Source organism: Prevotella vespertina (genome assembly GCF_009728485.1).
Lineage (GTDB): Bacteria > Bacteroidota > Bacteroidia > Bacteroidales > Bacteroidaceae > Prevotella > Prevotella vespertina.
This window is the reverse complement of record NZ_VVIQ01000008.1, coordinates 46,804-58,273: the sequence shown is the minus strand read 5'-3', so window position 1 is coordinate 58,273 and position 11,470 is coordinate 46,804. Positions and strand designations below refer to the sequence as shown.

Genomic DNA, 11,470 nt, shown 5'->3' with positions numbered 1-11,470 from the left:
GTGTTCCTTATAGTATTTAAAGTATAGTATTAGTAGCTTTATAGGTATAAGAAAACGGGTAAGAATGATAGGAGTTAAATCCTTACCTTCTTACCCGTTTACTTATTCTTCAAGTTTATCTTGACTTATTTATTTAATAAACTTACGCCTGTTCTGAATATAAATACCATGAGGTAAAGCATTTCTGTCTGTACCAACATAACGACCATCGAGCGTGTAGATGCGGTTGTCAGATATTGTTAGCTCTGTAACTGTTGTGTTATAGATGCCTGTTGTTATTCTATCTCTAAAGTCGAAACTAACATACCTATTTTCGGTATTTGCACCATCTGTTTCTACAATATTAAATATAGATCTGTCAAGTGTTGCCTCATTAAACATCTTGAAACCTTTAATTGAATCCAATCCATTATATGGATAGAGGTCTTCATTATGTTGTGTTATATATGTATCCCAAGAACCTCCTGCATTCTGAGCTGATAATACCTTCCCATCCGCAGGAACTACAATTACACGTGGTTTGCCTTTGACATTATTAGGGAAATCAAATACGTTTACTTTGTTATATGCGTATGATATTCGATAAACAAGTAATCCCTTTGGATAAGAACCATTCCCCCAACCTTGGTACCATCCTCCCTTTTGAATACTTTGTAATACTATATATTCGTTTGATGCTGAAGGATTAAGGATTTTGTAAGCCTTGCCACCATTATCTATTGTCTTTAAATTAGCTATGTGGCAATCAGTTATTAATGTATCTATGCTCATCCAACCCATAGCCTCACGTTCCCAAGCAAGATAAGGCGAAGGGACTCTGCCACCTTGCACTTCTGTACCACCATCCATAAGGTCCCATAGTTCCATACCTTGATCATTTTGGTCTTCTGCATCAGTCCTGTATGCATAGATATCTGGTAGCCCAAGGGTATGAGAGAACTCATGGCAGAAGAGCCCTATACCATTAATTGTTTCCTTTTCTTTCTTTTTGTTCTCTCTTCCTGCAAGTTCATTGCTTACCCCATAACGACGAATACTTTTACCATCAAAAGTCTTAGATAATATTGTCGTTCCTGATTTAGGCCAAATGTCAGTAGAGGCATTCCCTCTATAGTTGGCTGAGTGACCTGCGTAAATGATATAAACTAGATCAACCAATCCATCGCCGTTTGCATCGTATTGTGAGAAGTCTACTTCATTATCAACAGCATTACAAGCATCAGTCATCAAGTCTGTTATATTATCATTCCCAGCTCCATAATAAGTCTGTGTTTTTGGTAACTTTACAGGCCCAACAACGTCAAATGTAGGGGTGAATTGCCCATAACTACAATCCTTAAAGTATCCACGTACACCTTTATAGTTCCTGTTTTGTGCATAGGCTGTCTCTGAAAAATGACCTTCGTTCATCAAGTAATTAGTAAATACTTGCTTTGTATTCTGAATCGTGAAGGTTGTATCAGCAAACTCTGCGAGGATAACAAGAGCTTTAGGGCTTCCTGTGTGAGGGAAGTAAGGTACACCACCATAACCTGAATCTACTGTTACTCGTGTTAATGGTCTGTTATTGTATGAGTTCTCAGACTGCTCTGCAACCTTAGATACATAAGAGTAGAACTTATCCTTATCTTGCTTACTAATGAGGTTAGTCTCTGCGTTCGAACGCCATGCTGCTTCGTGTGCGAGTTGTTGAGTAGCAATGAGACGCCCATCCTTAGTTACCTTTCCTACATAATAGCTATTGTCTGCCGCTTGCACAAGCAATACACCATCAAGTGTGGTGTACCAGTTGATGTGTTCATCGCCACGTAGTATTACGGTGATAGTTGTTCCATCCGACTGTCTGACTTGTACTGGAATCGAATTTGCCTTAGCACCCCAAACGCCTATGGAACTTAAACATAGGCATACACCGAGACATATTCGTTTAAAGTTGAATGTCATATTCGTTATTAATTAATTTAAATATTCTCTTTTACTTTGTATCTATTATAGAAGTACTGCCCCTTCTTCACTGTACGCTTGCCATATTCTATAGCATGATGCGGACAATGATGGTAACAGGCGAAGCAAGTGAGACACTTTTTGTTGTGCAACCATTCGGGTTCGTAACCTAAGCCGCCTTTTATATCAGCAACAGGACAGACGTTAGCACAGATACCGCATTTGACACAACGTTGATGATCCACATGAAAGGGTTTGTCTGTGATGAGGAACCGCTCAAAGAAACCACCTACAGGGACTGAGAAGAACCAGGGTAGTGGACCAACCGTGAGTTCCTTCCAACCACAAGGCTTATAATCATCCTCTTTCTGTTTCTGAATGATCTTCTTTCCGAAATCTCTTAGATAGATCTCTGCGGCTTGCTTCTTTTCGAGTTCTTTCTCCTTTGTGTCAACATCCATACCTGGTAAGCCCACATACGACTCAGGCATGATGACGGAACCAACAAGGTCAAGTTCTAACATCCCTCCAATAGGAGTTTCATACAGGTGCTGTTGGAATCGTTCCATAGCTTTGGCTATTGTGTCTCCTGCAGTCATTAAGCAGAAACAATGATGCTTTAGTGGTTGAGCCTCTTCGTCTGTAAGTTTAAGTTTCTGTAGGAAAACCCTAACGATGCGTGGCACTCTCCATCCATGTACAGGAAAGACAAAACCAACTTGCTCGCCTTTCTTTAATTGAAACGTACAATCGGTTTTAATGATTTTAGCGATAGAATATAACTCATCTTGGGTTTGTAAAGCTAACGTCTTCGCTGCCCATTGACTATTACCTGTACCAGAGAAATAGAAAATCATGTGACAAAGGTAGTCATTATTTATAAATCTAACAAGATTAATAATAGCTAACTAGCACATTTACTTTGATTTTTCATTATAATTGCCTATATTTGTGAACAATACATGAATATAGAACACGATGAAGGAGAAAGTAGACTTGAAGATGTATCCCTTTGTTAAGTTGCTTGTACCATTTGGTTTCGGAATCTTTATGGGACAGTTTGCGAGCAATTCTATCACACTATATTATTGGTGTGGTTTCCTATTGTTAGCAATCATTTTGACAATGTTATCTTGGCGTTGGAGATATATTCAAAGTGCATTGCTTCTGCTTTCTGTCTTCCTATTGGGGGCTACCTTCTTCACGGAGAAAGAACGAATTAATCATGTTAGCTTACCACAAAGAGAGATAACCTTTGAGGCTGTTTTACTAACAGAGCCTGTTGTAGTGGGGAAGGTTATCCAGACAGACTTGTTAGTAGTTAGTCAGTCAAAGCCCATGAAGATAAAAGCGAGAATATTACGTGATAGTTTGACAAACAATTATAAGCATTTACATGTAGGTGATGGTATTATTGCATCTGCCCGTCTCACCGAGCCAACAAATCTTTTAGGTGGGAGTTTTGATTATGCTAGATGGTTAAGACTGCATGACTATGTTGCCGAGACTTTCATTTATTATAATCAATGGCAAAAGAAACAAATTCACCTTAATAAACTCAATTTGTTTCAGCGACTTGCTATTGCTTTCCGACGCTACCAGCATAAGGTTTTAAGTCAATTAAAGAAGAATCTTAAAGGTGATAATCTGGCTATAGTAACAGCAATGACTATTGGAGATAAAACACTATTAAATAAGAACTTAAAAGAAGATTACTCAATAACTGGTGCAAGTCATGTGTTAGCCTTGTCGGGCTTACATCTCACAATTATCTATGGCGTGCTTGTTCTTATAATGGGAGGGTGTAGTAGGTTGTTTTTCTTCTTGCGTAATAAGTTTATGACGGAGCCAATTATCCTATTTGGCGTTTGGCTCTTCGTCATGTTAGTGGGTGCTTCTCCCTCTGTTGTGCGTTCTGCAATGATGTTATCTATCTATTCGTTTGTTACCCTCTTAAATAGGGAGCGTCTATCAGTGAATGCCCTGTCATTAACAGCCTTTATCATGCTTGTTCTCAATCCTTATCATTTGTTTGACATAGGTTTTCAGTTATCTTTTGCTTCAGTTGGGAGTATCATACTATTCTATCCACTCCTGATAGCAACGTTCCGAAAGGGAAAACTTCTGCGCCTTACTATCATGCGGTGGCTATGCTCAATGATTGCATTATCCGTGGCAGCCCAGTTAGGCACCTTACCTCTAATTGCTTATTACTTTGACAGAGTGTCACTTGTCTCACTTCCTTGTAGTTTGATAGCAGTGCCCTGTACAACTCTAATCATTTACATGACAGGTTTATTGTTCTTATTCGCTCCATTACCCTCTTTCTCTTTGTTTATTAGCAAGTGCCTTTCTACAACTATCGAATGGTTGAACAACACTCTACATTGGTTTGCCAGTCTGCCAGGTGCTAGCATGGAGCAAATTCACATTTCCACTCTTCATATTATCCTTTATTATGTGGCATTGTTGACAGCTTGGAGATTATGGAGTTTTTATATTGGCAAGACAGAGTTTAGCTAATTTTTGTGTACCTTTGCACGCAATTATGCAGCGATATTTTATAACACTATCCTATGATGGGACAGCCTATCATGGTTGGCAAATACAACCTAATGGTATATCTGTTCAAGAAGTACTGGAACGTTCCTTATCAACTCTTTTACGTGAAGAGGTTAGTATAACTGGGGCAGGGCGTACAGATGCGGGTGTACATGGACGGATGATGGTTGCTCACTTTGATACAGATAAGACTATAGATTGCCAGCAACTGGTTTATAAGCTCAATCGGTTGTTACCCCGTGATATCTCTGTTAGTCAGATTGTGCCTGTGAGTGAAGACTTACATGCACGATTCTCCGCAACATCCCGTACCTATCATTATTATGTACATACAACGAAGCAGCCCTTCTCACGCCAATATTCATGTGAGATTCACTATCCGTTGGACTTTGATAAAATGAATGAGGCAGCCGACTATCTGATAGGAGAAAAAGACTTCAAATGTTTTTGCAAGACAGGTGCGGATGTAAAGACAACCATCTGCAATCTGACAGAAGCACGTTGGATTCCATGTAAGGCGGAACAAGCATTAGTAACTTCTGATAAGGTCACTAATTGGTGTTTCGTTATATCGGCTAATCGCTTCTTACGCAATATGGTACGTTCTGTAGTTGGAACTTTAGTTGATGTTGGAAGAGGAAGGTTATCCTTAGAGGAGTTTCAAGCTATTGTAAATAATGGGTCAAGAAGTGATGCGGGTGAGAGCATGCCAGGCAATGCCCTTTTCTTGTGGGATATAAAATATTAAAGTAGACTTTTATGTGGATTATCTTAGCATTTGTCTCTGCAACTTTGCTCGGATTGTACGATACCTCTAAGAAGTATTCTTTGAAAGGTAATGATGTCATCCCCGTCTTATTTCTTAACACATTATTTTGTTCCCTCATCTTCATCCCACTTATATTGCTCTCACAATATACGAACTTATTAGAAGGGAGTGTTCTACAAGTTGGTGCAGGAGGATGGGCAATGCATAAGTGGATTGTACTGAAGAGTGTGATTGTCTTGTTATCTTGGGTATTTGGTTATTTTGCCATAGCCCATCTCCCCCTAACGATAGTAGGTCCTATTAATGCCACACGTCCAGTTATGACATTAGTGGGAGCTATGGTAGTGTTTGGTGAACGTTTAAATGTATGGCAATGGATAGGTGTGATATTTGCTATTATCTCCTTATTCCTTTTGGCTCGAAGTGGTAAGAAAGAAGGTATAGACTTCAAGCATAATAAGTGGATACTTTTCTTATTATTAGCTGCTTTAATGGGTACTTGTAGTGGCTTGTTAGACAAATACTTAATGGCAAGTCCAGAGAGTGGTGGAGTGGGGATGGATCGTATGTTGGCACAAAGTTGGTACAATATTTACCAATGCTTGATGATGGCAATAGTTCTCCTTATCTACTTATACAAGCGCAAGGGCGGGACTGATACTGAAGTTAAGTTCTCTTGGAAATGGAGCATCTTACTCATCTCTATCTTTTTGTCGATGGCAGACTTTGCTTATTTCTATGCCCTTTCCTTACCAGGCGCAATGATTTCAATCGTATCTATGGTTCGTCGTGGTTCCGTTATAGTGTCGTTCCTGTGTGGAGCATTACTCTTTAGAGAGAAGAACTTGAAGGCAAAAGCACTTGATCTTTGCCTTGTCATTCTCGGTATGATTTTCCTCTGGATAGGCTCTTATTAGTATGCTTTTGACGTTTAAGTTAACGTACGATTGAAGTTTAAGTTAAAGTACAATCGACGTTTAAGTTAAAGTAGGTTCATCGTTTAAGTTAAAGTACAAACATGGTCTAAGTCACCTATAAAAGGGCAATTCATTTCAGTAACAAAGGTAAGATAAAAAGGGAAATCCTTTGAAGAATGGTAATTAATTATTATATTTGCAACAACATTGAAATTATCTCTTAGACCATATATAGGATATAAGCTACAATATACTTAGCATTGGCGGGTAATTGTAGAAGGTCTCTTTAAGACAGTTTTACTATGCAGAATGTTTTTCATGGATTAGGTATAGCCTTAATTACTCCCTTCAAAGAAGATGGTAGTATAGATTATGACGCACTTGTGAGTCTAGTTGAATATCAATTAGCTAATGGTGCTGATTTCTTTTGTATTTTAGCGACAACAGGCGAGGCTCCTTGCTTGACTCGTGAGGAAAAGGATGAGTTGACACGTGTTGTAAAGAAGGTGGTTAATGGTCGTGTACCTATCTTGAAGTATTGCGGTGGGAATAACACTGCAGCTGTTGTAGATGAGATAAAGACGACAGACTGGCAGGGGATTGATGGTATTCTAAGTATCTGTCCTTATTACAACAAACCAAGTCAAGAGGGGCTTTATCAGCACTTTAAGGCTATTGCGCAAGCCAGTCCTTTACCCATCGTCATGTATAATGTGCCAGGTAGAGTAGGTGTGAATATGACGGCAGAGACAACTGTACGTATTGCGTCAGAGTTTGATAATGTGGTTGCTATTAAAGAAGCATCAGGGAATTTAGAGCAGGTTGATGAGATTATCAAGAATAAGCCTAAGCACTTCGAGGTTATTAGTGGTGATGATGCTTTGACATTCCCAATGATTGCCAGTGGTGCAGTTGGAGTTATCTCGGTTATTGGGAATGCACTTCCTAAGGAGTTCTCTCGTATGATTCGTCTTGAGTTTAATGGAGAGTATGAGCCAGCAAGAAAGATACATCATCAGTTCACAGAGTTATATAAACTTCTCTTTGTAGATGGTAATCCTGCTGGTTGTAAGGCTCTGTTGAATGATATGGGAATGATAGAGAATGTGCTCCGTCTTCCTTTGGTTCCAACGCGCATAGAGACAAAGCAGAAGATGAATGAAATTTTGAAGGGATTAAGAATATAAGTTGATCGACTTAACAATAAAAAGTAAAAAAGAGATGGAACGGTAAAGTTCTATCTCTTTTTTATTATTTTATCAAGGTGATTAGGTTTTGAAGTTTGTAATAACCTACTTGATAGTATGTTTGTAAATGTTATTCAACTTGCTATTGAAAGTTCGTTAGCTTTTTTGTTGAATCCTTTTGGACTTTATGCTAGCTTATTTAATAGCTTCTAACTCGATAGCCATTTCTTGTTGCAACTCCTTTGCTTTCTGGGCTGCTATCTCAGCAAAGTCTTTGTCCTTGCCAGCGTAAATGATACCACGAGAAGAATTGACAAGCAAACCGCAATCCTTTGTCATTCCATATTTACATACCTCTTGCAAGCTACCACCTTGTGCACCAACGCCTGGTACTAAGAGGAAGTGGTTAGGAGCTATGCGACGAATGTCCTCAAACATTTTGCCTTGTGTTGCACCAACTACATACATGAGGTTCTCTGTAGTTCCCCATTCTTGCGACTTCTTTAATACCTTCTCAAAGAGTCGTTCGCCTTGTTGATCTTCTGTTAATTGGAAGTCGTGACTACCTTTATTGCTAGTGAGTGCGAGAAGGATAACCCACTTACCATCGTACTCAAGGAAGGGCTTCACACTGTCTTCACCCATGTAAGGGGCAACCGTGACAGAATCAAGGTTATACTCCTCAAAGAAGGTCTGGGCATACATCTTAGAGGTATTGCCAATGTCACCACGCTTTGCATCGGCAATGATAAAGTGATTAGGGTGATTCTCCTTTAAATACTTGATAGTCTTTTCGAAGGCAACCATACCTTTGAGTCCGTAGCACTCATAGAAAGCAAGGTTAGGCTTATAGGCAACGCAATAAGGTGCTGTTGCATCGATGATTGCCTTGTTGAAAGCAAAGATAGGATCCTCCTCCTTTTTCAAGTGTTCAGGGATTTTATTGATGTCAGTGTCCAGTCCGACACACAAAAAAGTCTTCTTAGAGAAGATCTCGTTGATTAGTTGTTGTCTGTTCATATTAGGTGTTTAATTAATTATCATGAGGAAAGAAAAGAAACCCTCGTTAGTCCCACACAATTTATCGTGTTTCGGACAAACGAGGGTGTCTGTCCCTACCTTTATCTCTTCTTATCTTGTTTGATTCACTATTTACTCTTGTTCTAATGGCTTAGAAGTAGAAGTGGAAACATGCCATACGCCAAACAATATACCAAGTAAAGATGCAACGACTGTAGATATCATCATCGTTTGGTTTATACTATCTGCAAAATGAACCACAAGGAATGTTGAACCACATAAGATGATTGCAGCAATAATTGCACATATAATTGATGCAAGTTTCTTCTTAGCTCTTGCTACTGGTGTTGTTGCAGTCATTGCCACGACAAGCATAGCATACTTTGCTAATAAGAAGAAGCAATTAACGATGATACTAACAGTACTTGCTTCATCGAAGTTTGATAAGATACGGCGAACAATGAACCCATAAGCAAGCTGGATGATGAGCATAGCTATAAGTCCTGCTGGCAATGTGAGTAGCCATCTAAGTGCAGGGTTCCATGTTTTGACCAATCTTAAATCATAGTTTTCATCAACGTCTAACTTACCTGGCTTTTTTTGTTTTGTCTCCATTCTGTAATGTTTTAAAGTGTTTTATAATTCGTTCTCTTTTAACTTCTCTGCATTCTCTGCAACTGTCAGTGCATCGATCATCTCTTGAATCTCACCATTCATGAATCCTTGTAAGTCGTGAGTCGTGAAACCTATACGATGATCGGTGACACGTCCTTGTGGGAAGTTATAAGTACGTATCTTGGCACTACGATCACCAGTAGAAACGAGAGTCTTGCGACGTGAAGCAATATCGTCAATATATTTTTGGTGTTCGTGATCATATATATAGGTATAAAGGCGACTCAAAGCACGCTCTTTATTCTTTGGCTGGTCGCGGGTCTCAGTACATTCAATAAGAATCTCCTCAACCTCACCAGTATTAGGATTCTTCCATGGGTAACGCAAGCGCACACCAGACTCAACCTTATTGACATTCTGACCACCAGCACCACTCGAACGGAAGGTATCCCACTTGATATCTCCTTCGTTAATATTTACTTCAAACTTATCAGCTTCAGGTAACACTGCTACTGTAGCTGCTGATGTGTGCATACGTCCTTGTGTCTCTGTCGCTGGTACACGTTGTACACGGTGCACACCTGACTCATACTTCAATGTTCCGTAAACGTTCTCACCTTCTACAGCGAAATCTATCTCCTTAAAACCACCTACAGCACCTTCGGATACAGATGTTATTGATAGTTTCCAACCTTTCTTATCGCAATAACGTTTGTACATATTGAAGAGGTCGCCTGCAAAGAGTGCCGCCTCATCACCACCAGCTCCACCACGAATCTCCATCTGGACATTCTTTGCGTCTTCTGGATCCTTTGGTACAAGTAGAATCTTAATTTCTTCTTCAAGTCTTGGCTGCAGTTCCTCATTCTCTGCGAGTTCTTCACGTGCCATCTCTTTCATCTCAGCATCACTCTCGTTAGCGATGATATCCTTAGCCTCCTTTATGGTTGTAAGGCAAGTGATGTAACGCTTGCGAGCATCCATAATGTCGCCAAGATCCTTATATTCCTTTGTCAGCTTAACGTAGCGTGACTGGTCTGCTATAACACTCGGGTCAGTAATGAGTGTTGATACCTCTTCATAACGGGCTTCTAGTCCGTCAAGTTTCTGTAATATGTTGTTGTTATCGATCATAATCTTTATGGGAATGTTAATGTAGGTTGAGCGGTTAAGAATATTAAGTTAATGTTTGTTTGTCGCTCTTTCCTCTAAAAGATAAAGCTGTAAAGTTTAGATGTATTAATATTCAAATGTCCCAAACTCGCTCTTAATAGTTAGGCTACGTTTCCCTTCTTCTATATGTCCAATGACTTGTGCATCAATATTAAAGGACTTACTAATAGCAATAACCTGTTCTGCAACTTCCGGGCGAACATAGATCTCCATACGATGACCCATATTGAACACCTGATACATCTCCTTCCAATCAGTACCGCTACAATCTTTGATAGCACGGAAGAGAGGAGGAACTGGGAACAAGTTATCTTTAATAACACGACAATTCTCACCAACAAAGTGTAGAACCTTTGTTTGTGCACCACCAGTACAATGTACCATACCATGTACTTCAGGGCGCAACTCATCAAGCAATCTCTTGATAACAGGAGCGTAGGTGCGAGTAGGAGAGAGTACTAATTCACCTGCATTAACAGGACTCCCTTCAACAGAATCAGTTAGTTTGTATTTACCACTATAAACTAGTTCTTCTGGTACTGCATGGTCATAGCTCTCGGGATAATTATCTGCTAGATATTTAGCAAAAACATCATGACGTGCTGATGTTAAACCATTGCTTCCCATACCGCCATTATAACGGGTCTCATAGGTTGCCTGACCTGTAGATGAAAGACCAACAATGACGTCACCTGGACGAATATTCGCATTGTCGATAACATCCTTACGACGCATACGGCAAGTAACGGTTGAGTCAACGATAATTGTACGAACAAGGTCGCCTACATCTGCTGTTTCACCACCAGTTGGGTAGATACCTATTCCCATCTTACGCATATCAGCAAGTAACTCATCGGTTCCGTTAATGATAGCGGAAATTACCTCGCCTGGCACAAGCATTTTGTTACGTCCAATCGTTGAACTAACAAGGATATTATCTACAGCACCTACACAGAGCAAGTCATCTGTGTTCATGACGATAGCATCTTGTGCAATACCACGCCATACACTCAAATCACCTGTCTCTTTCCAGTACATATAAGCTAGAGAGGACTTTGTACCAGCTCCATCAGCATGCATAATGTTACAATACTCAGGATCACCACCGAGAATATCAGGAATAATCTTACAAAAAGCTTGTGGGTAGAGTCCTTTATCAATGTTCTTGATGGCATTATGCACATCTTCTTTGGCAGCACTTACGCCGCGCATCATGTATCTGTTGTCCATATCTAAGGAATTGTCGTGTTGAGATTTATCAGTATCTTATTGTTGTGTAATTA

10 protein-coding genes are annotated in these 11,470 nt (G+C 39.7%); 4 read left to right on the top strand and 6 right to left on the bottom strand.

Going from position 1 to position 11,470, the window contains the following annotated elements; translation table 11 throughout:
* Positions 1 to 129 precede the first annotated feature (129 nt).
* Together F0475_RS08195 and F0475_RS08190 are read right to left on the bottom strand one after the other, a co-directional pair.
* A complete protein-coding gene (locus F0475_RS08195) occupies positions 130 to 1,944 on the bottom strand; it encodes a M6 family metalloprotease domain-containing protein (protein ID WP_155716259.1) in 1,815 nt (604 codons plus the stop codon).
* Between the two features lie 17 nt (positions 1,945 to 1,961).
* Positions 1,962 to 2,801, bottom strand: coding sequence for an EFR1 family ferrodoxin (locus F0475_RS08190; protein WP_155716258.1), 840 nt, complete (start codon positions 2,799 to 2,801; stop codon positions 1,962 to 1,964).
* Between the two features lie 121 nt (positions 2,802 to 2,922).
* On the opposite strand from F0475_RS08190, the gene F0475_RS08185 reads away from it, so the two are divergent.
* The 4 genes from F0475_RS08185 (at position 2,923) to dapA (ending at position 7,379) form a co-directional block, all read left to right on the top strand.
* Positions 2,923 to 4,467, top strand: a complete 1,545-nt coding sequence (locus F0475_RS08185; RefSeq protein WP_155716257.1) for a ComEC/Rec2 family competence protein — start codon at positions 2,923 to 2,925, stop codon at positions 4,465 to 4,467.
* Between the two features lie 25 nt (positions 4,468 to 4,492).
* A complete protein-coding gene (truA, locus tag F0475_RS08180; RefSeq protein ID WP_155716256.1) occupies positions 4,493 to 5,254 on the top strand; it encodes a tRNA pseudouridine(38-40) synthase TruA in 762 nt (253 codons plus the stop codon).
* Between the two features lie 11 nt (positions 5,255 to 5,265).
* Entirely contained in the window at positions 5,266 to 6,192 is a 927-nt protein-coding gene (locus tag F0475_RS08175) for an EamA family transporter (protein ID WP_155716255.1), read from the top strand.
* 302 nt (positions 6,193 to 6,494) lie between these two features.
* Positions 6,495 to 7,379, top strand: coding sequence for a 4-hydroxy-tetrahydrodipicolinate synthase (gene dapA, locus F0475_RS08170; RefSeq protein ID WP_009435096.1), 885 nt, complete (start codon positions 6,495 to 6,497; stop codon positions 7,377 to 7,379).
* A 195-nt stretch (positions 7,380 to 7,574) separates the two neighbouring features.
* On the opposite strand, the gene pyrF is transcribed toward dapA, so the two are convergent.
* The 4 genes from pyrF to F0475_RS08150 all read right to left on the bottom strand — a co-directional run bounded on the left by pyrF (position 7,575) and on the right by F0475_RS08150 (position 11,417).
* Positions 7,575 to 8,399, bottom strand: coding sequence for an orotidine-5'-phosphate decarboxylase (gene pyrF, locus F0475_RS08165; protein ID WP_155716254.1), 825 nt, complete (start codon positions 8,397 to 8,399; stop codon positions 7,575 to 7,577).
* Between the two features lie 132 nt (positions 8,400 to 8,531).
* Positions 8,532 to 9,014: a flagellar biosynthesis protein FliQ gene (locus F0475_RS08160; RefSeq protein ID WP_155716253.1), complete on the bottom strand. Its 483-nt coding sequence runs from the start codon at positions 9,012 to 9,014 to the stop codon at positions 8,532 to 8,534.
* A 21-nt stretch (positions 9,015 to 9,035) separates the two neighbouring features.
* Entirely contained in the window at positions 9,036 to 10,148 is a 1,113-nt protein-coding gene (gene prfA, locus F0475_RS08155; protein ID WP_004383527.1) for a peptide chain release factor 1, read from the bottom strand.
* Between the two features lie 105 nt (positions 10,149 to 10,253).
* Positions 10,254 to 11,417: an AIR synthase-related protein gene (locus tag F0475_RS08150; RefSeq protein WP_155716252.1), complete on the bottom strand. Its 1,164-nt coding sequence runs from the start codon at positions 11,415 to 11,417 to the stop codon at positions 10,254 to 10,256.
* Positions 11,418 to 11,470: the final 53 nt, after the last annotated feature.